This is a genomic window from Sphingomonas sp. GCM10030256, from assembly GCF_042666415.1.
In the GTDB taxonomy this organism is placed as follows: domain Bacteria; phylum Pseudomonadota; class Alphaproteobacteria; order Sphingomonadales; family Sphingomonadaceae; genus Sphingomicrobium.
In genome coordinates this window covers 452,827-474,792 of sequence record NZ_JBHTDI010000002.1, presented here as the reverse complement: position 1 = coordinate 474,792, position 21,966 = coordinate 452,827, and the positions used below count along the sequence as shown (strand labels likewise).

At 64.7% G+C, this 21,966-nt stretch carries 23 protein-coding genes and 3 tRNA genes; 21 read left to right on the top strand and 5 right to left on the bottom strand.

The window, feature by feature from the left end; genetic code table 11:
• From ACFQPG_RS10095 to ACFQPG_RS10080, 4 genes are read left to right on the top strand one after another with little or no spacing between them, the layout of a single operon-like run.
• Nucleotides 1–732, top strand: coding sequence for a hypothetical protein (locus ACFQPG_RS10095; RefSeq protein ID WP_380812601.1), 732 nt, complete (start codon nt 1–3; stop codon nt 730–732).
• Nucleotides 729–1,949 carry a M48 family metallopeptidase gene (locus ACFQPG_RS10090; protein ID WP_380812600.1) on the top strand — a complete coding sequence of 407 codons (1,221 nt, stop codon included), beginning with the start codon at nt 729–731 and terminating at the stop codon, nt 1,947–1,949. The genes ACFQPG_RS10095 and ACFQPG_RS10090 overlap by 4 nt, the downstream gene beginning before the upstream one ends.
• A gap of 11 nt (nt 1,950–1,960) precedes the next feature.
• Nucleotides 1,961–2,590, top strand: a complete 630-nt coding sequence (locus ACFQPG_RS10085) for a hypothetical protein (protein WP_380812598.1) — start codon at nt 1,961–1,963, stop codon at nt 2,588–2,590.
• Between the two features lie 47 nt (nt 2,591–2,637).
• On the top strand, nt 2,638–3,225 hold the full coding sequence (locus ACFQPG_RS10080) for a phosphatase PAP2 family protein (protein WP_380812596.1): 588 nt from the start codon (nt 2,638–2,640) through the stop codon (nt 3,223–3,225).
• On the opposite strand, the gene ACFQPG_RS10075 is transcribed toward ACFQPG_RS10080, so the two are convergent.
• Together ACFQPG_RS10075 and ACFQPG_RS10070 are read right to left on the bottom strand one after the other, a co-directional pair.
• Complete coding sequence (locus tag ACFQPG_RS10075; RefSeq protein ID WP_380812594.1) at nt 3,222–3,359, bottom strand: hypothetical protein; 138 nt, start codon at nt 3,357–3,359, stop codon at nt 3,222–3,224. The genes ACFQPG_RS10080 and ACFQPG_RS10075 overlap by 4 nt on opposite strands.
• Entirely contained in the window at nt 3,359–3,559 is a 201-nt protein-coding gene (locus ACFQPG_RS10070; RefSeq protein WP_380812592.1) for a hypothetical protein, read from the bottom strand. The genes ACFQPG_RS10075 and ACFQPG_RS10070 overlap by 1 nt, the downstream gene beginning before the upstream one ends.
• Nucleotides 3,560–3,670: 111 nt before the next feature.
• On the opposite strand from ACFQPG_RS10070, the gene ACFQPG_RS10065 reads away from it, so the two are divergent.
• From ACFQPG_RS10065 to ACFQPG_RS10035, 7 genes are all read left to right on the top strand, one after another.
• Nucleotides 3,671–3,755, top strand: a tRNA-Leu gene (locus ACFQPG_RS10065).
• Between the two features lie 57 nt (nt 3,756–3,812).
• Nucleotides 3,813–5,507, top strand: coding sequence for a trigger factor (tig, locus tag ACFQPG_RS10060; protein WP_380812590.1), 1,695 nt, complete (start codon nt 3,813–3,815; stop codon nt 5,505–5,507).
• Nucleotides 5,508–5,604: 97 nt separating this feature from the next.
• On the top strand, nt 5,605–6,564 hold the full coding sequence (locus tag ACFQPG_RS10055) for a glycosyltransferase (protein WP_380812588.1): 960 nt from the start codon (nt 5,605–5,607) through the stop codon (nt 6,562–6,564).
• A gap of 88 nt (nt 6,565–6,652) precedes the next feature.
• Nucleotides 6,653–9,529: a TonB-dependent receptor domain-containing protein gene (locus tag ACFQPG_RS10050; protein ID WP_380812586.1), complete on the top strand. Its 2,877-nt coding sequence runs from the start codon at nt 6,653–6,655 to the stop codon at nt 9,527–9,529.
• 128 nt (nt 9,530–9,657) lie between these two features.
• A complete protein-coding gene (gene clpP, locus ACFQPG_RS10045) occupies nt 9,658–10,311 on the top strand; it encodes an ATP-dependent Clp endopeptidase proteolytic subunit ClpP (RefSeq protein ID WP_380812584.1) in 654 nt (217 codons plus the stop codon).
• Nucleotides 10,312–10,540: 229 nt separating this feature from the next.
• Nucleotides 10,541–11,806, top strand: coding sequence for an ATP-dependent Clp protease ATP-binding subunit ClpX (gene clpX, locus ACFQPG_RS10040; protein ID WP_380812582.1), 1,266 nt, complete (start codon nt 10,541–10,543; stop codon nt 11,804–11,806).
• Nucleotides 11,807–11,919: 113 nt separating this feature from the next.
• A complete protein-coding gene (locus ACFQPG_RS10035; RefSeq protein ID WP_380812580.1) occupies nt 11,920–12,369 on the top strand; it encodes a type II CAAX prenyl endopeptidase Rce1 family protein in 450 nt (149 codons plus the stop codon).
• Here ACFQPG_RS10035 and ACFQPG_RS10030 read toward each other — a convergent pair.
• A complete protein-coding gene (locus ACFQPG_RS10030; protein ID WP_380812578.1) occupies nt 12,366–12,566 on the bottom strand; it encodes a hypothetical protein in 201 nt (66 codons plus the stop codon). The two genes, ACFQPG_RS10035 and ACFQPG_RS10030, sit on opposite strands and share 4 nt — an antisense overlap.
• Before the next feature lie 143 nt (nt 12,567–12,709).
• On the opposite strand from ACFQPG_RS10030, the gene lon reads away from it, so the two are divergent.
• The 3 genes from lon (at nt 12,710) to ACFQPG_RS10015 (ending at nt 15,600) form a co-directional block, all read left to right on the top strand.
• Nucleotides 12,710–15,106, top strand: coding sequence for an endopeptidase La (lon, locus tag ACFQPG_RS10025; RefSeq protein WP_380812576.1), 2,397 nt, complete (start codon nt 12,710–12,712; stop codon nt 15,104–15,106).
• Between the two features lie 97 nt (nt 15,107–15,203).
• The gene (locus ACFQPG_RS10020; RefSeq protein WP_380812574.1) at nt 15,204–15,476 is read left to right on the top strand and encodes an HU family DNA-binding protein; all 273 of its coding nucleotides are present in this window, start codon (nt 15,204–15,206) and stop codon (nt 15,474–15,476) included.
• A gap of 49 nt (nt 15,477–15,525) precedes the next feature.
• Nucleotides 15,526–15,600 (top strand) — tRNA-Val (locus tag ACFQPG_RS10015).
• A gap of 31 nt (nt 15,601–15,631) precedes the next feature.
• On the opposite strand, the gene ACFQPG_RS10010 is transcribed toward ACFQPG_RS10015, so the two are convergent.
• Nucleotides 15,632–16,294, bottom strand: coding sequence for a Crp/Fnr family transcriptional regulator (locus ACFQPG_RS10010; RefSeq protein ID WP_380812572.1), 663 nt, complete (start codon nt 16,292–16,294; stop codon nt 15,632–15,634).
• 145 nt (nt 16,295–16,439) lie between these two features.
• On the bottom strand, nt 16,440–16,853 hold the full coding sequence (locus ACFQPG_RS10005; RefSeq protein WP_380812570.1) for an HIT family protein: 414 nt from the start codon (nt 16,851–16,853) through the stop codon (nt 16,440–16,442).
• Between the two features lie 113 nt (nt 16,854–16,966).
• Between ACFQPG_RS10005 and ACFQPG_RS10000 the strand changes: the two genes are divergently transcribed.
• The 7 genes from ACFQPG_RS10000 to ACFQPG_RS09970 all read left to right on the top strand — a co-directional run bounded on the left by ACFQPG_RS10000 (nt 16,967) and on the right by ACFQPG_RS09970 (nt 21,913).
• A tRNA-His gene (locus ACFQPG_RS10000) sits at nt 16,967–17,043 on the top strand.
• Between the two features lie 37 nt (nt 17,044–17,080).
• Nucleotides 17,081–18,130, top strand: coding sequence for a Glu/Leu/Phe/Val dehydrogenase (locus ACFQPG_RS09995; RefSeq protein WP_380812569.1), 1,050 nt, complete (start codon nt 17,081–17,083; stop codon nt 18,128–18,130).
• Between the two features lie 43 nt (nt 18,131–18,173).
• Complete coding sequence (gene ccmC / locus ACFQPG_RS09990; RefSeq protein ID WP_380812567.1) at nt 18,174–18,890, top strand: heme ABC transporter permease CcmC; 717 nt, start codon at nt 18,174–18,176, stop codon at nt 18,888–18,890.
• On the top strand, nt 18,887–19,015 hold the full coding sequence (locus ACFQPG_RS09985) for a hypothetical protein (RefSeq protein WP_380812565.1): 129 nt from the start codon (nt 18,887–18,889) through the stop codon (nt 19,013–19,015). Before ccmC ends, ACFQPG_RS09985 begins: the two co-directional genes overlap by 4 nt.
• Nucleotides 19,015–19,473: a cytochrome c maturation protein CcmE gene (ccmE, locus tag ACFQPG_RS09980; RefSeq protein ID WP_380812563.1), complete on the top strand. Its 459-nt coding sequence runs from the start codon at nt 19,015–19,017 to the stop codon at nt 19,471–19,473. The genes ACFQPG_RS09985 and ccmE overlap by 1 nt, the downstream gene beginning before the upstream one ends.
• Nucleotides 19,470–21,383, top strand: a complete 1,914-nt coding sequence (locus tag ACFQPG_RS09975; protein ID WP_380812562.1) for a heme lyase CcmF/NrfE family subunit — start codon at nt 19,470–19,472, stop codon at nt 21,381–21,383. Before ccmE ends, ACFQPG_RS09975 begins: the two co-directional genes overlap by 4 nt.
• The gene (locus ACFQPG_RS09970) at nt 21,380–21,913 is read left to right on the top strand and encodes a DsbE family thiol:disulfide interchange protein (protein ID WP_380812560.1); all 534 of its coding nucleotides are present in this window, start codon (nt 21,380–21,382) and stop codon (nt 21,911–21,913) included. Before ACFQPG_RS09975 ends, ACFQPG_RS09970 begins: the two co-directional genes overlap by 4 nt.
• The last annotated feature ends 53 nt before the right edge of the window (nt 21,914–21,966 follow it).

Genomic DNA, 21,966 nt, shown 5'->3' with positions numbered 1-21,966 from the left:
GTGCAAACCAGGCAGTTTGCCGATGTGCAGTTCACTCCGCCTCAGGGCGATTACAGCCTGGTGGTGATGCGGCCGGACGTGACGGTCGGGTCGGTCAAGGCTGGCGGCCTGGTGGAGCCGCGGGCGGACTGGACCGAACAGGCCCGTGCCAATCTGATTGCCGCGTTGAAGGCGCAGCAGGCCGGCCGCGGCGGCAAGACGCTGGTTCTGGAACGGCGGGACAGCTTCCCCGGGGTTAGCGCCGAAACCGTGGCCGAACTCGAGCGGCTGCATGGCGCGGTCGGCAACTCCATCGCGCTCCACAAATATGCCGGCTTCGATCTACCGACGAAGCGCCGTCGTGGCCTGGAATATACGTTGGGCGAGGATGCGGTCCGCTTCGGGCAGAAAACCGGCTATGACTATGCCCTGTTCCTCTACGCCGAAGACAGCTTCGCTTCCACCGAGCGGGTCGCCATGCAGGTCCTTGGCGTCGCTGGTTGCTTTATCGGCTTCTGCGCGCCCAACATCGGCGGCGGCGGGCAGATCGCCTATGCCAGCCTGGTCGACCTCAAGACCGGCGAAGTGGTGTGGTTCAACGTGCTCCAGGCCGGGACGCAGATCGCGGGGATCAAGATGGGGGACATCCGCACGCCGCAGGGCGCCACGCAGATGGTCGACCGCCTGCTTGGCCGAATGAAGCCCGGGCGCGAGATCCGCCGTGCCGCTGCCCAGGCGAGGAAGGCTCAATGACCCCGCTGCTGTCACGGCGCGCCCTGTTGGCCGGTGGCGGAGTGGCGGGAGCCGCCTTGTGGACCGGGGTGGCCCAGGCGCGGATTCGTCCAAGCGAGATGAAGCCGCTGATCGGTCCCGGCTATCGGCCGACCGAACGCGACGAGATCGGTCTGTGGCAGCAATATGCCCGTGTCGAGGAGGAGATCGCCGGCTCCAACATCCTGATCAAGGATCCAGGGCTGAACCGCTACCTGCAGGCCCTGATCGGCAAGGTTGGTGGTCCGGCCGCGCGCGACATGCGCATCTATGTTGCGCGTATTCCCGAGTTCAACGCAGTGATGTTCCCGACCGGCTTCACGGTAATCTTCTCCGGCCTGTTGTTGCGCATGCGCGACGAGGCGCAGCTGGCGGGCGTGATCGCGCACGAAAGCGCCCACTTCCTGCTTCGCCACCAGATCCGGCAATGGCGCGACATGCGGCGCAAGTCCGACATCCTCGGCTTCGCGACCATGCTCGGCGGCATCGCGGGGGGTGCCGCGGGCGTTTACACCGGCGATCTCGCGCAGCTGGCGCAGCTCGGGACGATCCTGAGCCTGCTCCGCTACAACCGGCAGCTTGAGGCGGAGTCCGACGCGCTGGGCGTGAGACTCATCGCCGAGGCGGGCTATTCCCCCATCTCGATGTCGGAAACGTGGGAACAGTTGATCGGCGAGATCGAACTGTCGGCCAAGGAGCGGCGCAAGCGCCCGCGGCGGGACTATTCTATTTTTTCGACCCATCCTGTGCCCAAGGAGCGGATGGCGGACCTGCGCGCATCGGCTAACGAGCTTGTCATGGCGGGCCGGCAGTACGACCGGGGCCGGGAACGTTATCTGGCGCAGATGGCCCAGCACCGCCCGATGCTGCTCGACGACCAGATCAAGCTCAACGATCCGGGCGCGAGCCGCTACGTCGTCGAAACGCTTGCAAAGGATGGCTGGAACGGCGTCCTGCTGACGGCGATGGGCGACATCAACCGGCTGCGGAACGGCGACGGCCATCAGCGCCTCGCCGCCAATTACTTCGCGTCCGCGGTGGCTTACCCCGATGCGCCGGCCGATGCATGGCGCTGGCATGGCATTTACCTGATGAAGTCCGGGCGTGCCGCAGAAGGTCGTCAGGCGCTGCAGCGATACCTTACCATGGCGCCCAACTCGCCGGATGCGCCGTTCGTGCGCCAGATGATTGCAGCATGAGGAATTCGTTGATGATCAGTCGTGGTCTGCTTCTGCCCGTCGCCGCCGCGCTGAGCCTTGTCGCTTGTTCCGGTGCGGGCGGGAGCGGGTTCGGCAACGGCTATTATTCGCTGGTGCGTCCGGCGCGGGTGGTCAAGGTCGGCAATGGGTCGCTGACGGTTGTTCCGCCGCGCGAGTGGAACCGCGCCAACCGGGGCATCTTTACCGACGTGCGCTGGGTCGAGGACTGGACCCTCAATGGTCCGTATCTGGATGGGGTCAGCTTCGTCTCGGGCCTGCCGGACGACGAGAAACTGATCCAGCAGGAGCGCAAGGCGGATCGCAAGATCCCCAAGTTCCGGGCCAGCATGACCGCGCCGGAAGTCGCGGCGATGGTCGAGACGCTGTACCGGGTCGGTGCCGGCTCGGTCGACTTCCGCACGCTGGCGTTAACTCCGCGGCCGTTCCTTGGCCAGCCTGGCTTCCAGTTCGACTTTGAACATCTCGATGGCGACGAGCTGTGGCGCAGGGGCCGTGCCGTCGGGACAGTCGTGAACGGGCGCCTGTACATGGTCATGCTGGATGCGGCGCGCTCGCACTATTACGGCGCCGCTTTGCCGGACTTCGAGGCGATGGTGGTGTCGGCGCAGCGCCGTACCTGATCGTCGCGCAACCGGAACCGCGGGCCTCGTCCTGAGGTTCACCCGCCATGACCGACCGGCAACTCCCTGAGATAGAAGACCCGAACCTGCTCGAGCGAGCCGATGCGGCCGTCGCCGACGTCTTCATTCCGTACGCCGAACAGCCGGTCGTCCAAGCGATCGGTGAGGTGTCGGACCTGAGCGACCAGGAGCCGCTGTACGCCGCGTCGGCCGCGGTAATCGCAGTCGGATTGGCGATGCGCGATTCCCGCACGGTGCAGGCCGGAACCCGAATCCTCGCCTCGCATCTGCTCGCAACCGCGCTCCGGGGGATCGTCAAGCATCTAGTTGACCGCACCCGGCCTGAGGCGGCGGCCCGGAAGGGCGAGTATGAAGCCGGGGAGGGGAAACGATTCGAGTCCGATTACAATAGCTTTCCCTCCGGCCATACCAGCGGAGCCGTTGCCGTCGCTCTTGCCGTCGGGCGGGCCTATCCGGACTCGGCGCCCGCGGCGCTTGGGATTGCAGGGGCCGCTGCTGCGGCGCAGATCGGGCGTAGCAAGCATTTCGTGTCCGATGTGGTCGCGGGCGTCGGCATCGGCATTGTCGCAGAGGCGATCGTCAACGGAGTCGTCGCGCGCGCCGCGCGATCCTAATTGTCGCTTGCGGCGTTCGGCATGACGTCTCCTCTTGCGCTAACACCCGACACGACCGGGTCCGGCGGCGTCGGCTGCTCGGGTTCAGCGGGATCGACCGGCGGAATGTCGGGTTCGGGCGGACGGCTAGCCATCAGCCGACCGGGGAGATGGGGGTCGGCGAGGGGTCATTGCCGGGCGATGCCGGCGACGGCACGTCGATCGGCGGCGCGGTTCCGGGTTCCTCGGCGGGCGCAACGCTGGGTTGAGCGGGAGGCGAGGGCTGGCCCGGCTGGCTCGGCTCGGACGGCTCGGTGCCGGGCTGGTCGTCGGGGAAGGGGGGCAATTGCTGCATCGATGCTGCTCCTTTCTCCTTCAACGCCTCGACACCCAGAAGCGTTGCTCCGCCCGGCGTGACTTGCCCGGTCCTGCGACCTTGCTATAGGCGCGCCTTCGAAACGTCCGCGCGCGCGTGGCGGAATTGGTAGACGCGGCAGATTTAGGTTCTGTTGTCGAGAGATGTGGGGGTTCGAGTCCCTCCGCGCGCACCATCCGCTGTCGGCTGCGGACGAACCAACGAGATTTCAAAGGCAGGATCGAACTTCATCATGCAGAGCGTCGAGACGGTGAACGAAGGGCTCAAGCGGGCCTACAAGCTGACCATTCCTGCAAAGGACATCGACGCGCGGGTCGATCGGGAAGTGAAGCGGATCGCGCCGCAGGTGCGCATGCCCGGGTTCCGTCCTGGCAAGGTGCCGGCCAACCTCATCCGCAAGATGCACGGCGAGTCGCTGCAGCAGGATGCCCTGTCCGCCACGATCCAGGAGAGCGTACAGAAGCTGCTGGCCGACAATCAGCTTCGCCCGGCGATGCAGCCGCAGGTCGAGCTGGCCGAAGGCTACGCGCCAGGCCAGGATGCCGAAGTCGCGGTGAGCCTCGAAACGCTGCCATCGGTCCCCACTCCGCAGATCGACGATCTGAAGCTCGAGCGTCTTACTGTGGAAGCTGACGAGACTGCGGTTGACGAGCAGCTCAAGCAGCTCGCTTCGTCGCAGAAGCGTTGGGACGATGCGCCGGAAGGCCACAAGGCGGCGACGGGCGATCAGCTGGTGATCGATTTCGTCGGCAAGGTCGACGGCGTGGCATTCGAGGGCGGCACTGGCACTGACATGGCGGTGGAGCTTGGCTCGGGCAGCCTGATCCCCGGCTTCGAGGACCAGCTGGTCGGCGCCGCCGCTGGAGAAGATCGCACGATCAACGTGACCTTCCCGGAGGATTACCCGGCCGAGAACCTCAAGGGCCAGGCCGCGACCTTCGACATCACCGTCAAGGCGGCCAAGATCGCCGGCGAGACTAAGCTGGACGATGATTTCGCCAAGGCGCTTGGCCTCGAAGGCATCGACCAGCTGAAGGGTCTGATCCGCGACCAGCAGCAGCAAGAGCTGAACGGGCTCACCCGCACCCACATGAAGCGTCGCTTGCTCGACCAGCTGGCCAGCAGCCACGACTTCGAGGTTCCCCCTTCGATGGTTGATGCGGAATATCAGAATATCATGCGCCAGCTCGAGCATGAGGCGAGCCACGAAGCCGATCCCGAAGCCGCTCTGCAGGAGCTGCGCTCGGAAGAGGCGGAGTATCGCAAGATCGCCGAGCGCCGCGTGCGGCTCGGCCTGCTCCTGTCGGAGATCGGCCAGGCGAACGGCGTGGAAGTCAGTCAGCAGGAGATGAACCGGCTGATCGCCCAGGCAGCGCAGCAGTATCCGCCCAAGGACCGCGAACGCTTCGTCCAGTATCTCCAGCAAGAGCCGATGGCCGCGGCCCAGCTCCGTGCACCACTCTACGAGGACAAGGTCGTCGACTTCCTGTTCAGCAAGGCCGAAGTGACCGAGCGCCCGTCGACCCGCGCCGAGATCGAGGCCGATCTCGAGGCGGAAGAAGGCCATGTTCATGGCCCGGGCTGCGGCCACGATCATAGTCACGACGCTGCGCCGGCGAAGAAGGTCAAGGCCGCCAAGGGCAAGAAGAACGAGAGCGCTACTGCCGAGGCGGTCGAGACCGCCGAAGAGGTGAAGCCCGTTCCGGCCAAAGCGGCCAAGGGCAAGCCGACGACTGGCAGCGCGCCGTCTGACGCTGCCGAGACTGCAGCGGAGGTGAAGCCGGCGGCCAAGAAGAAGCCGGCCAAGCCGCTGAAGAGCGACGTCGAGCCAGAGTCCGCTACCCCGCAGCCGGCCGAGCCGGTGAAGGACGGGGCGGGCAAGAAGGCCCCGGCGAAGAAGGCTTCCGCAAAGAAGGCCTCGGCTTAATCGTCAGCCCGGGCTTGACCCGGGGTCTGCCTTCCTTAACCCGGCAGGAAAGAAGACGGATCCCGGACAAGGCCGGGATGACGCCGTGGGGGTGGGAATGGCCGATCAGCAACAGCCGCGCATCGCCGTGCTGCTGCCCTGCTACAATGAGGAAGCGGCGGTCGCGCAGACGATCGCCGGCTTTCGCTCCGCGCTGCCCGCGGCGACCGTCTACGTCTACGACAACAACAGTCGCGACCGGACCGCCGAGGTGGCGCGGACTGCCGGTGCGATCGTCCGGACGGAGCGTCAGCAGGGCAAGGGCCATGTGGTCCGGCGGATGTTCGCGGACGTCGATGCCGACGTGTTCATCATGGCCGATGGCGACCTGACCTACGATCCCGGCGCAGCCCCGGCCATGGTGGAGCAGCTTCTTGCGGAGCAACTCGACATGGTGGTCGGCACCCGCCAGCATGAGGCCAAGGACGCTTATCGCGGCGGTCACGTCATCGGCAACCGGCTGTTCACCAGCCTTCTCGCCGGCTTGTTCGGGCGCAGTTTCACTGACATCTTCAGTGGTTACCGGGTTTTCTCGCGGCGCTTCGTGAAGAGCTTTCCAGTGCTTTCGTCTGGGTTCGAGATCGAAACGGAGATGAGCGTGCATGCGCTGGAACTGCGCATGCCGGTCGGCGAACAGGCCACGGTCTACGGCGTCCGTCCCGAGGGTTCCGCGTCCAAGCTGTCCACCTTTCGCGACGGCTGGCGGATCCTGAGCACCATCGCGACCCTCTACCGGATAGAGCGCCCGGTGCTGTTCTTCGGAAGCGTGGGGGCGCTCCTGGTCGGGATCGCCATCGCCTTGTCCGTGCCGCTGGTGATGACCTACCTTCAGACCGGGCTGGTGCCGCGGTTCCCCACTGCGATCCTCGTCACCGGCATGATCATCGTCGCGGTGCTGTGCTTCTTCGCGGGGCTAATCCTTGACACGGTGACGCGCGGGCGAAGGGAGATGCGCCGGCTGGCCTATCTCGCCTATCCGGCACCGGGTCCTGTTACCGAAACAACACACAGTTTGTGAATCGACGGCGTCTAGTCCGCCGCAATTCTGCGGAAACCGATTGAGCCATGATAGTCTCCCGCCTGCAACAGCGGAATAAGGGGGCTCGATGATGAAGAGGTTCCAGGTATCCTTGCGCGCGACCAGCGCCACTGTAGCTCTGGCATTGGCGTTTACCACTTCGCCGGCAGCCGCGCAAAGCACTCAGCCGCCGCCGGATGTAGCCGATGCTCAGGCCTCACCTTCAGCCGCGAGCGAGCCTGAAGAAATCGTGGTGACCGGCTCCCGCATTCGCCGCAATCCGCTGGAGCAGGATGCCCCAATCGTCTTCGTGGATGAGGCGGACATTGCCAAGACCGGCCTCAACTCGGTTAACGACGTCCTCCAACGCCTGCCAAGCTCGGGCGGCGGTCTGAACGGCAAGTTCAACAACTCGGGCAATGTCGGCAATCCCCCGGATGGCGGTGGCGTGGGCGCCGGCTCGGCCGAGATCGATCTTCGGTACCTGGGCACCCGCCGAACGCTCGTGCTGGTCGACGGCCTGCGGTTCGTCAACGGCGCTTCAGCGAGCGGTGTTCCGGGCTCGGTGGATCTGAACTCGATCCCGGAAAGCATGATCGAGCGGGTCGAGGTGCTTCAGGACGGTGCATCGGCCATTTACGGCTCCGACGCGATCGCCGGCGTGGTCAACATCATCACCAAGCGCAGCCAGCAGGGCATCGAAGGGTCGGCGCAGCTTGGCGGGTTCACCGCAGGCGACGGATTCTCGCAAAACTACCAGCTCAGCTGGGGCAATGGTGACGGCGGGCCGCTGTCGATCGTCGTCGGCGGCAACTATGTCAAACAGGGTGCGGTTCGCTCTGGCGACCGGGCGCTGTCGCGCTTCCCCGTGCCATATGCCGATGCCTGCGACCCCGGCTGCTCGAGCTTCACACCAGATGGCCGCTTTGCGATTCCAGGATTCTTCGGCACCAGCCAGACGCTCATCAGTTCGCCGACCGCGACGCCAACCGTTGGGAACTTTCGCAATTTCGTCAGTCCGAACGATCGGTTCAACTTCGCGCCGTTTAACTACTTTCAAATCCCGCTGGATCGCTACGGCGCCTTTGCCAACCTCAAGTATGAAGTTGCGGACGACATCGACCTCATCCTCAAGGGGCTTTGGAACAAGCGCAAGTCGAAGAACCAGGCGGCACCGTTGCCGTTCGGCCTTGGCCCCGACGCCGGCCTGACTCCGGTCCTCGACGCGACAACCGTTGACGCGACCAACCCATTCAACCCGTTCGACGTGACGCTGGACTTCACCAATACCAGCTTCATCCTCCGCCGTTTCGTCGAAGGCGGACCGCGGCGGTTCTCGCAGTCGGTGAAGTCGGCCTATGCCAGCGCGACGCTCGACGGCAAGTTCACCATGCTGGACCAGAACTGGTATTGGGACATCAACGGCGCCTACGGCCGCAACAAGGCCAGGCAGACGTTCCAGGGCAACATCAACTCGAACCACCTACGCCAGGCGCTTGGCCCGGAGGCCGACTGCGTCGGGCAGCCGGGCGATTTCGGCGGGACGTGTGTCCCATTCAACCTGTTCGGCGGGGCGGGATCGATCACTCCAGCGATGCTGGACTTCGTGACGTTCGTCCAGCGCGATAGCAGCAAGCAATCCTTGTGGGACTTTACAGCCAACCTTTCGGGTGGACTCCTCGACCTTCCAGGTGGCCAGCTAGGGCTGGCTGCCGGCGTCGAGTATCGCCGCCTGAGTGGCCGCTTCGATCCCGATCCGATCGTTGCCGCGGGCTTTAGCTCAGACATTCCTGCAGGTCCAACCAAGGGCCGCATCTCGGTCAAGGAAGCCTATGCCGAGCTCAATGCGCCACTGCTCCGGGACGCCCCATTCGCCAACCTCCTCGAATTGAACGGGGCAGTTCGCATCTCCGATTATTCAACTTCAGGATCAACGACGACCTTCAAGGGCGGCGTGAACTGGAAGCCGTTCCGGGATTTGCGCCTGCGCGGCTCGTTTGCGGAAGGCTTCCGAGCTCCGTCAATTGGCGAGCTGTTCGGAACGTTGTCGCGCTTCGACCAGACGATCAGCGATCCATGCTCAAACGACAGCACGGCGCCGCGAACCTTCCTGAATGACGCCACGGTCCGGGCAAACTGCATCGCCGCAGGCGTCCCGGCCAACGGCAGCTATGCCCAGGCTAACTCGCAGATCTCGGTCATCGTCAGCGGCAACGAAGAGCTGGAGGCGGAATCGTCGAAGAGCTGGATCTTTGGCGGGGTCTACAGCCCGTCCTTCCTGCCCGGTCTTGCGATCGAAGCGAACCATTACAAGATCAAGATCGACCGTGCGATCCAGGCGGTCGACGCGGCGATCACCCTCAACAATTGCGTGGTCGCCGACGATCCCGCGGCCTGTGCCCTGGTGACGCGCTCCTTCTCCGGCAGCGGGCAGCTTACCCAGATCGATGGCACGCTCGGCAATATTGCCGGGATCAAGACGAAGGGCATTGATTTCAATCTCTCCTACCGAAACCGCAAGACGGCGGTCGGCACGTTCGGTCTGACTTGGAACAACACCTTCCTCCGCAACTTTGACCTGATTCTGACGGGCTTCAGCGGAACCCAGGTCATCAGCCGGGAAGGCACCGAAGTCGGCAGCCCGTCGCAGGGTTTTCCCAAGTGGAAGTCGGTCGGCATCCTGGATTGGGATCTCGCAACCTTTGGCGGGACCGTCACCGGCCGATATGTCTCGAAGCTGCGCGAAAGCGACGGCAACGTCATGAAGAGACGGTTCTACACCGATCTCCAGCTACGCTGGCGGCCTACGGTGCTGGAGGATGAATTCGGATTCGCGCTGGGCGTGAACAACCTCTTCAAGACCAAAGCGCCAGGGTGCAACACCTGCGATCTCAACAATTTCGATCCGACCGTCTACGATATCCCCGGCCGTTATTTCTACGCGCGGGCAACAGTGGAAATGTAGCTTTCCACTCCGGGAACAAAGAGAAGGGGCGGTCCGGAAACGGGCCGCCCTTCCCATATCAGCCCGCTTGAACCTTGCGGCGATCCGCCCGATGTAGGCTGCACCAAATCAAAGGACCGCTTGCCATCATGGATCATCAGGACATCGTTTCCGGCCTCGTTCCCATCGTTATCGAACAATCCAATCGGGGCGAGCGCAGCTTCGACATCTATTCGCGGCTGCTGCGGGAGCGCATCGTCTTCATCACCGGCCCGATCGAGGACCACATGTCCTCGCTGATTACCGCCCAGCTGCTCTTTCTCGAGTCGGAGAACCCGAAGAAGGACATCTACATGTACATCAACTCGCCCGGCGGCGTGGTGACTGCGGGGCTCGCGATCCATGACACGATGCAGTACATCCGGCCCAAGATCGCCACCGTCTGCATCGGCCAGGCCGCGTCCATGGGCAGCTTCCTGCTGGCGGCCGGCGAGCCCGGCATGCGCATCGCGCTGACGAACAGCCGGATCATGGTCCACCAACCGTCGGGCGGCGCGCAGGGCATGGCGTCCGATATCGAGATCCAGGCGCGTGAGATTCTGCGCATGCGGACCCGCCTCAACTCGCTGTATGCCAAGTACACCGGCCAGCCGATCGAGGCGATCGAGGCGGCGATGGACCGCGACAAGTTCCTGGAAGCGGATGAGGCCAAGGAATTCGGCCTGATCGACGAGGTATTCGACAAGCGCCCTGATGCAGTCGATGGGGACTCGGCTGCGGCCGCCGACGCCACTCCGGCGTGAGTTCGTCCGGCTTGCACGTTGGCACGGCGGCGGCCTAAGCCAAGAAGAGGTCGCCGCGACTTGTCGCCGTGGACAAGCCACTCCATATCAAGGAGGAAAACTTCGGGGCGGGAGGCACGTTTACGCTTCCGAGAGTTTGAATGTGCGAGAAAGCCGGTTAGCATCCGGCTCTTGGAGTCTCGCGGGGCTCCGCTGGAGTCCCTCGGGACTTCGCTGATAAGGACGATTGATGACCAAGCTTTCCGGCGGCGATGGCAAGAGCACACTCTACTGCTCTTTCTGCGGCAAATCGCAGCACGAGGTGCGCAAGCTGATTGCCGGGCCGACCGTATTCATCTGCGATGAGTGCGTCGAACTGTGCAACGACATCATCCGGGAGGAATCGAAGTCGGCGCTGGTGAAGACCCGCGACGGAGTCCCGACGCCGGCCGAGATCTGCAAGGTGCTGGACGATTATGTGATCGGCCAGAGCCGCGCCAAGCGCGTGCTGTCCGTAGCGGTCCACAATCATTACAAGCGCTTGAACCACGGTGCGAAGAGCGGGACGGAAGTCGAACTCGCCAAGTCCAACATCCTGCTGATCGGCCCAACCGGTTGCGGCAAGACCTTGCTGGCGCAGACCCTGGCGCGCATTCTCGACGTGCCGTTCACCATGGCTGATGCGACCACGCTTACTGAAGCCGGTTATGTTGGCGAAGATGTCGAAAACATCATCCTCAAGCTGCTTCAGGCTTCCGACTACAATGTCGAAAAGGCGCAACGGGGAATCGTCTACATCGACGAGATCGATAAGATTTCGCGCAAGTCGGACAATCCCTCGATCACCCGCGACGTGTCGGGAGAGGGCGTGCAGCAGGCACTTCTGAAGCTGATGGAAGGCACCACCGCCTCCGTCCCACCGCAGGGCGGGCGCAAGCATCCGCAGCAGGAGTTCCTGCAGGTCGACACGACCAACATCCTGTTCATTTGTGGCGGCGCTTTCGCGGGCCTCGAAAAGATCATCGATGACCGCATGCAGGGCAAGTCGATGGGCTTCGGTGCCCATGTTGCGGCTCCGGAGGAGCGGCGGACCGGCCAGACGCTGAAGCATACCGAGCCTGAGGATCTGCTGCGCTTTGGTCTAATCCCCGAGTTCATCGGCCGTCTGCCGGTGATCGCGACGCTCGAGGACCTCGACGAGGAAGCGCTGGTCAAGATTTTGATTGAGCCGAAGAATGCGCTGGTCAAGCAGTACCAGAAGCTGTTCGACATGGAGGATGTCGAGCTCGGCTTCTCTGACGATGCGCTCCATTCGGTCGCGCGCAAGGCGATCGATCGGAAGACCGGCGCTCGCGGGCTGCGCTCGATCTTGGAAGGCATCCTGCTCGACACCATGTTCGACCTGCCATCGATGGACGGCGTCGACGAAGTGCACGTCGACAAGGACGTTGTCGAAGGGCGCAAGGAGCCAGTGCGGGTCTATGCGCAGAAGGAAAAGACCGGGGACGCGGCCTAAGCTTCACTCCGACGTGTTGCCAGTAAGTTTGAGGGACGGGAGCGCCCGCTATCGCTAGCAGCGTCCCCGCCGTCGAGTCCGGACGCGAGACTTGGCTCGTCTCTGTCCGTCGGGTGCTGCTGACGCCCGAGCGGCCGTTGCGCTACCTCGCCACCGCGTGGCCTGTGACCATTCTCCCGGCCGCCCTGCTGTCCGCTCTGGTCAGCCTGCTGCTGCCAGGTGTCGGTCAGCCGGATTTTCCGTTCGGCAGCGTTCCGGTCTTCCTTCTGGTGGTCCTGTTTGCGCCGGCCCTCGAAACCCTGATCATGGGCGCGGTGCTGCTGGTGTTGCGCCGGCTGATGCCCGAGCCATGGGCAGTGGTGCTGAGCTCAGCGGGGTGGGGTGTTGCCCATTCCACTCAGGCGCTTGCCTGGGGCCTGGTGATCTGGTGGCCGTTCCTGATTTTCTCGACGGCGTTCCTGGCCTGGCGCCGGCGCAGCCTGTGGGCGGCGTGCGGGATGGTGACCCTGATGCACATGCTCCACAACCTGCTGCCGGCGCTCACCCTGCTGCTTGGCGCCTAGGCGTCCTGCGTCTGGTCCACGGCAATCGGAGCCCCCAGCTTGCGCGCGATCCGCGCAACCTCTTCATCGCTGGGAGGAGGGGGCAAGTCGCGGCCGGGGGTCGCAGCCTCGTCCGGGATGCCCGATCCGGTTCCGGCGATCGTCTCGTTGCGAGGGCTCTCGTTGGGTCCGGTGCTGATCTTGGGGCGATCGTTCATCCTGTATCTCCGTTGGTGCCGCACAGCCTCAACGCATCAGCCCGAAGCTGTTCCGGTCGGTGAGACGGATCGATTGATAAGGCGGATTATCGGCACCATATGCTAGGAAACCCGGCCGACCGGCCGCGAGGGAGTTTTTTCCGTTGACGTCGACCTTTCCAGTTCTGCCGCTGCGCGACATCGTTGTCTTTCCCCAGCGCATCGTGCCCTTGTTTGTCGGCCGCGAAAAGTCGGTTGCCGCGCTCGAGGCAGCAATGGCTGCCGACAAGCACATCTTTCTGGTCGCGCAGCTTGATCCGGCCGAGGACGATCCCGACCAGGACGCGCTTTACGATCTCGGCGTGGTCGCCACCGCGATGCAGCTGTTGAAGCTTCCCGACGGCACCGTGCGCGTGCTTGTGGAGGGGGTTCGCCGCGCCCGACTGGTCCAGCTTTCCGAGGCGGACGGGCATATGGTCGCCGAGGTCGAAGACGTCGCGGAGGAGCCCGTTGATGGCCCCGAGGTGCAGGCGCTGATGCGCTCGGTCATCGATCAGTTCGAAAGCTATGCCAAGCTCAACAAGCGCTTGCCGGCGGAGACCAGCATTCAGCTCGGCGAGATCGAGGACCCATCGGTTCTGGCCGATGCGGTCGCCTCCAACCTGTCGGTCAAGGTGGCGGAAAAGCAGGCACTGCTGGGCGAACTGAACCCGGCCCGGCGCATGGAGATGGTGTTCGCCTTCATGGAAGGCGAGCTTGGCGTGCTTCAGGTCGAGAAGAAAATCCGCAGTCGGGTCAAGCGGCAGATGGAGAAGACCCAGCGCGAATATTATCTCAACGAGCAGCTCAAGGCGATCCAGCGCGAGCTGGGCAACGAGGACGAGAATGGCGGCGACGAGCTGGCCGAGCTCGCCGCCAAAATCCGCAAGACGCGGCTGAGCAAGGAAGCCCGTACGCGCGCCACCGCCGAGCTGAAGAAGCTCAAGGGCATGGCCCCGATGAGCGCCGAGGCGACCGTTGCGCGCAATTACCTCGACGTCCTGCTTGGCCTGCCCTGGGGCAAGAAGTCGAAGCTGAAGAAGGACATCGCCGAGGCGCAAGCGGTGCTGGACGAGGACCATTATGGGCTGGAAAAGGTCAAGGATCGCATCGTCGAATATCTGGCCGTTCAGGCCCGGACCAACCGTCTCAAGGGCCCTATCCTGTGTCTTGTCGGCCCCCCAGGCGTAGGCAAGACTTCGCTCGGTCGCTCGATCGCCAAGGCCACCGGCCGCGAATTCGCTCGCCAGTCGCTGGGGGGCGTGCGCGACGAGGCGGAGATCCGCGGCCATCGGCGGACTTACATCGGCTCGCTGCCCGGCAAGATCATTTCCAACCTCAAGAAGGCGGGAACATCCAACCCGCTGTTCCTGCTCGACGAGATCGACAAGCTTGGTCAGGACTTCCGGGGCGACCCCGCTTCGGCGCTGCTGGAGGTGCTCGACCCCGAACAGAATGCGCGCTTCCAAGACCACTACCTCGAGCTCGATTACGACTTATCGGATGTCATGTTCGTGACCACCGCCAATTCGCTCGACATGCCGCAGCCGCTGCTGGACCGCATGGAGATCATCCGGCTGGAGGGCTACACTGAGGACGAGAAGGTGGAGATAGCGCGCCGCCACCTGATACCGAAGCAGATGGAGGCGCACGGCCTGAAGGACAGCGAGCTGGAGTTCAGCGACGAGGCACTGCGGGGCATCCTGCGCTATTACACGCGCGAGGCCGGCGTCCGGACGCTCGAGCGCGAGCTGGCCAAGGTCGCCCGCAAGGCGCTCCGCCGCATCCTCGAGGGCAAGTATGAAAGCGTCGTAGTCCGGGACGACAACCTCCAGGATTTTCTAGGGGTTCGCCGCTATCGTTACGGCGTCGGTGAAGAAGAGGATCAGGTCGGTGCAGTGACCGGGCTCGCCTGGACCGAGGTGGGTGGCGAGCTCCTCACCATCGAAGCGGTGACTGTTCCCGGGAAGGGCGACATCCGGACCACAGGCAAGCTGGGCGAGGTGATGCAGGAGTCGGTCCAGGCGGCGCTCAGCTTCGTCAAGGCCCGGGCTCCGGCCTACGGCATCAAGCCGTCGATCTTCGCTCGCAAGAACATCCACGTCCATCTGCCCGAGGGGGCGGTACCGAAGGACGGCCCGTCCGCCGGCATCGGCATGGTCACGGCGATCATCTCGACCCTCAGCGGCATTCCGGTTCGCCGGGATGTTGCGATGACGGGAGAAGTGACGCTGCGCGGCCGGGTGCTTCCGATCGGCGGTCTCAAGGAGAAATTGCTGGCGGCTCTCCGCGGGGGCATCACCACCGTCCTGATCCCGCAGGAAAACGAGAAGGATCTGGTCGACTTGCCGGCGACGGTGAAGGAGGGGCTGAAGATCGTTCCCGTCAGTCACGTCGACGAAGTGCTCGCCAGCGCGCTGACAGAGCCGGTCCAGGCGATCGAATGGACCGAGGCCGACGAGCATGCGACCGAGCCGCCCGCCGCCCACCTATCGTCAAGCGGAGCCGAATTGCGGCATTAAGTGAGGAGCGGCACCGCTCGCTAAGCGTTCTGAAAGGATGCTGGGGCCAATCGCACGTTTTCTGGTCAGCCCAGTCTGTAGGTGGAGCGTATCGCGTATGAACAAGCAGGAACTTATCAGTCATGTCGCCGATCGGGCGGGTCTGAATCGCGGCGACGCGGCCCGCGCGGTCGAGACCCTGCTGGAGACGATCACCCTAGCCTTGAAGCGGGGGGACGAGGTGCGGCTGGTTGGGTTCGGCAATTTCTCCGTGACCCGCCGCAAGGCGTCGACCGGCCGTAATCCGCGGACCGGCGAGCCGATGCAGATCGCCTCTTCCGCGCAGCCGAAATTCCGCCCTGGGAAGGTCTTGAAGGACGCGGTTCAGTAGCGCTGGACAGCTTGGGTCCGCTCCGTTAGGGGCACGGGCCGCGGAGCATGGGCGCGTAGCTCAGTGGTAGAGCACACCCTTCACACGGGTGGGGTCGCAGGTTCAATCCCTGCCGCGCCCACCATGCTCCGCCGACAGGCTGAATGCAGCCCGGTTTATTCTAGGTAAGTCGGCTGGAAGCTTCCGACTCGCCGAATCTCGGACCAGTCGCGAAACTCAATTTCCCGCCCGTTGCGGCGGATCAGGCCTTGGCGTTCCAGATCGGCGAACACCCGGTTTACATTGACGGAAGTCTGGCCGGTGATGTCGGCGATCTGCTGCTGCGTGAACGGATTGATCATTCGATCGCGTGCGGCACCGCTGCGGACAGCGATCTCGCACAGCAGGTGAGCGACGCGGGCCGTGGAATCCCGCCGACCGCAATTCACTAGCCATTCGTACCCGATGTTCACGTGACGCTGTGTCAGGCGCCAGAAGAAGCGGCCAAGGTCCGGATGCGCATCCACGATCCGGTCGAAGTCCGCCGCGGCCCCGACCAGCACTTCGCTGCGGACGATTGCCTGCACGCCGTAATCGGCGATGCCTTCGCGCGGCAGGATTCCATCGCCCGGAAAGCGCAGGGCGACAATCTGACGCCGCCCCATGCCATCGCTCTTGAACTTGGAGATGATGCCCGACTGGACGAACATGACCTCGTCCCGCAGAGTTCCCGGATCGCGGTAGGGGCGACGCGGGTCCATTGCCACCACACGGTGCGGCATGTCGTTCAGCAGATGAGCGAGCTCGGGAGTCAAGCCGGCCCGGGTCAGCGATTCCACTAGAGAAGCGCTGTCGCCGTCAGGGGACCGAGCGCGTTTAATCATAATTCCGTCTGCCTCGCCCCCAAGGGGAGATTATCCGCTTCGAGCCTCAAAGATGCAAGCTATCCGAGTTTGCGATAAGAAGCTTTGATAACAGCCTTTTTTAAGTTGCTGCTCCAATCGCAGCCTTGAGGCGAGCGACCAGCGCACCCGGACTGGCGATGCAATTAGCCAGGTCGGGTAGACCCGGCCATCCCGAGTCGGAATACGCCTGCCCGTTGAACGAGCGGCTGCCCTCGTAGCGGGGCAGGACATGGAAGTGGACGTGGGGATCGACCATCATAAGCATGAGGTAGTTGATGCGTTCGAACCCGACGAACTCCCGCAGAAGTGCTTCCGCGGCAGCCACCATCTCGCGCTGCTCCGCAAACGCCTCGACCGGCAGGTCGGCATAGGAGCGCACTTCCGAGAGGGAGCAAAGCACCAAGCTGCCGAGCGTCACTTGTTGCGGACGGACCAACAGGGCCCAATGGCTTCCTTCGCGAAGCAGGTTCTGCGGATATCCGAACTTCGTCAATGTTGCGTGGGCCACGTCTCACTCGCTTGCCAAGGGTGCGCCGCAACTTTAAGGGACGGCCGCGTCCTGCCAAGGCCCTCAGGTTTCCCGGCCCGAGTTCTGGCAACGTCGCGGCGATCGTAGCTCAGCTGGTTAGAGCATCGGTTTGTGGTACCGAGGGTCGCGGGTTCAAGTCCCGTCGATCGCCCCATTTTTCTTCGCCATTCCAATCGGATCAACAGAACCGCATGACTACGCTCTGGGGCTTGCCCGACTTCGACGCGCACGAGGAAGTCCACTTCGTCACCGACCGGGCCAGTGGCCTGCGGGCAATCATCGCCATGCATTCCACCCATCTCGGGCCGGCAGCAGGCGGGTGCCGTTTCTGGCATTATTCGGACGATGGCGATGCGCTGACCGACGCGCTGCGCCTGTCGCGCGGAATGAGCTACAAGAATGCGATGGCCGGCCTTCCGCTTGGCGGCGGGAAGGGCGTGATTCTGGCCGGCGCCGACAAGGCAAAGACGCCGGAGATGCTGGCCGCCTTCGGGCGAGCGGTCGACGGCCTCGGCGGCCGCTACGTCACGGCCGAGGACGTCGGCATCAGCGTGTCCGACATGATCGAGGTCAGCCGCCAGACCGACCATGTCGCCGGCCTACCGGTCGAGCATGGCGACGTCGGTGGCGATCCAGGCCCGCACACCTCGCTCGGCGTGTTCCTGGGCATCAAGGCGGCTGTAAAACGCGCGCTGGGCAAGGACTCACTCGACGGATTGCACCTTGCCATTCAGGGCGCGGGGAGCGTCGCGACCGGCGTGGCGATGCACGCGCTCGGTGAAGGCGCTCGCCTGTCCATCGCGGACGTCAACACCGACCGGGTGGCCAAGCTCGCGGAGCAGACCGGGGCGGCGATTGTCGATCCGGCCGAGATCATGACCCTGGAAGCGGACGTGCTCAGCCCGAACGCGCTGGGTGCGATCCTGAATGAACAGAGCATTGCCGCGCTGCGGGTACCAATCGTCGCCGGCGGGGCGAACAACCAACTTGCCCGGCCCGAGGATGGCGTTCGCCTGATGGAGCGCGGGATCCTCTACGCACCGGACTATGTGATCAACGCGGGCGGGATCATCAACGTCAGCACCGAATATCTGAAGGATGGTGATGCGTCCGTGGTGCGCCAGCGGATCGAGGGCATCCCCGGCCGGCTGGAGCAGATCTGGGCGGAAAGTGCCGCCAGCGGCCGCGATCCCGCCGCGGTTGCCGACGCGATGGCGCAGAAGCTGATCGGCCGCCGCTGACGCTTTGTAAGAGCGGCGAGAAACGCTAGATAGCCGCCCGTCGATGCACCGCTTCGCCAATCCCGCGCGCTTCTTGCGCATCGCCCGGCCGGCCACGACCTGGCTGCTGTGGCTTGGCGTCGCGCTGACCGGCGCCGGGGTGCTTGGGGGCCTGTTCGTCACGCCTCCCGATTACCTGCAGGGCGAAACGGTCCGGATTCTCTACATCCACGTTCCCTCCGCCTGGCTGGGCATGGGCGGGTGGACGGGAATTGCCGTCGCCAGCATTAGCCAGATCGTCTGGCGCCATCCGCTCGCCGCCATTGCCGGCCGGGCGATCGCTCCGGCCGGGGCGGTGTTTGCGGCCGTTTGCCTTGCAACGGGATCAATCTGGGGACGTCCGACATGGGGCACCTGGTGGGAGTGGGACGGGCGACTGACCTCCATGCTGGTGCTGCTGTTCCTGTACTTCGGCTATATCGCGCTGGCTTCGGCCGAGAAGGAGCGCGGACCGGGCGGACGCCTTGCCGCCATCTTCGGCCTGGTCGGCGCGGTCAACCTGCCGATCATCCATTTCAGCGTGCAATGGTGGCGCACCCTGCACCAGGGCGAGAGCATTGAACTGACCGGCTCGTCCGTCGCGCCATCGCTGCTGTGGCCGCTGCCACTGACGCTGGTTGGCTTCTCGGCACTGTTCGGGGCGGCCGTCCTGATGCGGATGCGGGCGGAGCTGGCGGAGGCCAAGGTCGAAGCCCGGCTGCGGAGGGCAGCGACCGAATGAACCAGTGGAGCTTTGTGATTGCGGCCTACCTCTTGACGCTGACGGCAAGCGGCGGCCTGCTGGGCTGGGCACATGCCTCGATGCAGCGCGCCGAAGCCAAGGCGGAAAGGCTGCGCGAGCCGTAATGAGAGCTCGTTCCAAGCACCAAAGGCTGGTACTCGTCCTGCTTGCGCTTGCCTCGCTGGTCGGCGCTGCCTTGCTGGCGATGTGGGGCCTGTCCGACCGTGCCGCCTATTTCTACACTCCGCAGGATGTCGCCGCGGGGAAGGCCGAGCCCGGCCGGGCGATGCGGCTAGGCGGAATGGTGCGGGAGCGCTCGATCGTCCGCCAGCCGGACAGGCTGAGCATTCGCTTCGTCGTGACCGACGGTCCCGCCGCGGTGCCGGTGAGCTATCGGGGAATCACTCCGGACCTGTTCAAGGAAAACAGCGGAGTGGTCGCGGAAGGGCAACTTCGGCCCGACGGGCTGTTCGTCGCCGACACCATCCTGGCGAAGCATGACGAGCGCTACATGCCGCCGCAGATGGGCAATCAGGCGGCCGAGCTGAAGACCCGCGAAACGGTGGCGGCACCGTCCAGGTGATCGCCGAAGCCGGCCTTGCCGCCCTGTGGCTCGCAGCGGCGCTCAGCCTCCTGCAGCTTGGCGTTGCTCTGGCCGGAGATCGCTTGGGCGAGCAGGGGCGGATCGTCGCGCCGGTGGCGGTGGCGCAGGGGGGGCTGACCTTCTTCGCCTTTGTCATGCTGGTGTGGCTGTTCCTGCGCACCGACCTGTCAGTCGCGCTCGTCGCGGCGAACAGCCATTCGGCCAAGCCGTGGATCTACAAGTTCGCCGGAACCTGGGGCAATCACGAAGGCTCCATGCTGCTGTGGGTCACCGTGCTTGCAATCGCCGGAGGGGCGGTGGCGCTGTTGGAGCGACGGCTACCGGAACGTGCCCGCCATGCGGCGCTCGGCGCACAGGCGGCGCTGGCGCTTGGCTTCTTCGCCTTTCTATTGTTCGCGTCCAATCCGTTCGCGAGGCTGGCCCCGGCGCCGCGGGAAGGGCAGGGGCTGAACCCGCTGCTGCAGGACCCTGGTCTCGCCTTCCATCCGCCCACGCTCTACCTCGGCTATGTCGGCCTGTCGGTCGCCTTCAGCCTTGCCGTCGGCGCGCTGATCAGCCGCGATGTGGGGCCGGCCTTGGCCAGGGCGATGCGGCCGTGGGTGCTCGCCGCCTGGGTGCTGCTCACGCTCGGCATCACCGCTGGCAGCTACTGGGCCTATTACGAGCTCGGCTGGGGCGGCTGGTGGTTCTGGGACCCGGTCGAAAATGCCTCCCTGATGCCCTGGCTCGCGGCCACCGCGCTGCTGCATTCCGTCAACGTGCTCGCCGCGCGCGGAGGGCTTCGCGCATGGACGGTCATGCTCGCGGTGGTCGCCTTTTCCATGTCGATGGTCGGTACCTTCCTGGTCCGGTCCGGCATCCTCACCTCGGTCCACAGCTTCGCCGTCGACCCGGAGCGCGGCACCTTCATCCTGGCGCTGCTGCTGCTGTATGTCGGCGGCGCCCTATTCCTGTTCGCGACCCGGATCGCGACCGTCCGCGAGGGGACGCAATTCGATCCCGTCAGTCGCGAGGGCGCGTTGGTCGCCAACAACCTGCTGCTCACCGTCATCCTGGGCACGGTGTTCGTCGGGACGCTTTACCCCCTGTTCGTCGAAGCAGTCTCCGGTGAAAAGATCAGCGTCGGACCGCCCTACTTCAACGCGGTCACCGGGCCGATCACCTTGCTGCTGGCGGTGCTGCTGTTCATCGGCCCCCTGCTGCGCTGGCGGCGCGACAGGGAGCCGAACTTCCGGCGAATCGCCGCTCCTGTCACCGTGACGCTGCTGGTGTTCGCGGGCTTCTTTGCGGCAGTGCCAGCCATGAGTGCGCTCGCCCGGCTCGGCCTCGCGGTTGCAGCCGGCCTGGCGGTCGCCAGTCTCCTTCCGCTTGCCGGGCGCAACCTGCGGCGGACGCCCCTGGCGACCTGGGGGATGGTGGTCAGCCATCTTGGCGTGGCGCTTGCGATCGGTGGCGCGGCGGCGGACACCGCGTTCACACAGGAGAAGCTTGCCGCGGCCCGTCCTGGTGATGTCCTGACTGTCGGCCCATGGCAGATCAGGTTTCGTTCGGTCGAGCCGCTCGCTGGGCCGAATTGGACCGCGGTGAAGGGACAGCTCGCCGCCTCGCGCGGGGGAAGGCCGATGCTGCTGAAGCCGCAAAGCCGTTATTTCTCCGATCCGCCTACCACAACCAATGAAGCCGCCATTCGCACCGTGTGGGATGGTCAGCTGTATACGGTGATCAGCCAACCCGATGAGCAGGGCCGCTGGCAGCTGAGGCTGTGGTGGAAGCCATTGGTCACATTGATCTGGCTTGGAGGCGCCCTGATCGCGCTCGGCGGGCTGATGGCCCTGATCGGCCGGATGTCGCGTGAGCGGCGGCGGCATTCCCACGAGGTAGCGGCATGACCCGGCGTGCCTGGCTTGCCCTCCCGCTGGTCGTCTTTGCGATCTTCCTGCTGGTTGTCGGCTGGCGGCTCAGCGATCCGCCGCAGACCACGATCAAGTCGCGGCTTATCGGCCAGCCGGTGCCCGCCTTTGCGCTCCCTGCTGCAGTGCCAGGCCAAGCGGCGTTGAGCTCCGCCGACTTCAAGCAAGGAGACGGGCCGCGTCTGCTCAATCTGTTCGCCAGCTGGTGCGTTCCGTGCATTGCGGAGGCTCCGGTTCTGCTGGACCTGAAGAGGCGCGGCGTCAGGATCGACGGGATCGCAATTCGCGACGCCCCGGAGGATGTCGCCCGGTTCCTGTCGGATCATGGTAATCCGTTCGAACATATCGGCAGCGACTTGCGCAGCCGGGTGCAGATGTCGCTCGGATCGGCCGGAGTACCGGAAAGCTTCGTGGTCAACGCAAACGGTATCATCACCTACCAGCACATCGGCCCGATCATGCCGCAGGACGTGCCGGTCATCCTTGCCGAACTGGAGAAGGCACGGTGACGGACCGCTTTCCCGCCCGGCAACCCGAGCCACGTCGGGGGGCGTGGCTGCGC

Coding starts and splice junctions, on each gene's coding strand:
- tig (WP_380812590.1), top strand. CDS start 3,813: ATGCAGAGCGTCGAGACGGTGAACGAAGGGCTCAAGCGGGCCTACAAG.
- ACFQPG_RS09970 (WP_380812560.1), top strand. CDS start 21,380: ATGACCCGGCGTGCCTGGCTTGCCCTCCCGCTGGTCGTCTTTGCGATC.
- clpP (WP_380812584.1), top strand. CDS start 9,658: ATGGATCATCAGGACATCGTTTCCGGCCTCGTTCCCATCGTTATCGAA.
- ACFQPG_RS10080 (WP_380812596.1), top strand. CDS start 2,638: ATGACCGACCGGCAACTCCCTGAGATAGAAGACCCGAACCTGCTCGAG.
- ccmC (WP_380812567.1), top strand. CDS start 18,174: ATGCACCGCTTCGCCAATCCCGCGCGCTTCTTGCGCATCGCCCGGCCG.
- ACFQPG_RS10085 (WP_380812598.1), top strand. CDS start 1,961: ATGATCAGTCGTGGTCTGCTTCTGCCCGTCGCCGCCGCGCTGAGCCTT.
- ACFQPG_RS09995 (WP_380812569.1), top strand. CDS start 17,081: ATGACTACGCTCTGGGGCTTGCCCGACTTCGACGCGCACGAGGAAGTC.
- ACFQPG_RS10050 (WP_380812586.1), top strand. CDS start 6,653: ATGATGAAGAGGTTCCAGGTATCCTTGCGCGCGACCAGCGCCACTGTA.
- ACFQPG_RS10070 (WP_380812592.1), bottom strand. CDS start 3,559: ATGCAGCAATTGCCCCCCTTCCCCGACGACCAGCCCGGCACCGAGCCG.
- ACFQPG_RS10075 (WP_380812594.1), bottom strand. CDS start 3,359: ATGGCTAGCCGTCCGCCCGAACCCGACATTCCGCCGGTCGATCCCGCT.
- ACFQPG_RS10030 (WP_380812578.1), bottom strand. CDS start 12,566: ATGAACGATCGCCCCAAGATCAGCACCGGACCCAACGAGAGCCCTCGC.
- clpX (WP_380812582.1), top strand. CDS start 10,541: ATGACCAAGCTTTCCGGCGGCGATGGCAAGAGCACACTCTACTGCTCT.
- ccmE (WP_380812563.1), top strand. CDS start 19,015: ATGAGAGCTCGTTCCAAGCACCAAAGGCTGGTACTCGTCCTGCTTGCG.
- ACFQPG_RS10055 (WP_380812588.1), top strand. CDS start 5,605: ATGGCCGATCAGCAACAGCCGCGCATCGCCGTGCTGCTGCCCTGCTAC.
- ACFQPG_RS09985 (WP_380812565.1), top strand. CDS start 18,887: ATGAACCAGTGGAGCTTTGTGATTGCGGCCTACCTCTTGACGCTGACG.
- ACFQPG_RS10090 (WP_380812600.1), top strand. CDS start 729: ATGACCCCGCTGCTGTCACGGCGCGCCCTGTTGGCCGGTGGCGGAGTG.
- ACFQPG_RS10020 (WP_380812574.1), top strand. CDS start 15,204: ATGAACAAGCAGGAACTTATCAGTCATGTCGCCGATCGGGCGGGTCTG.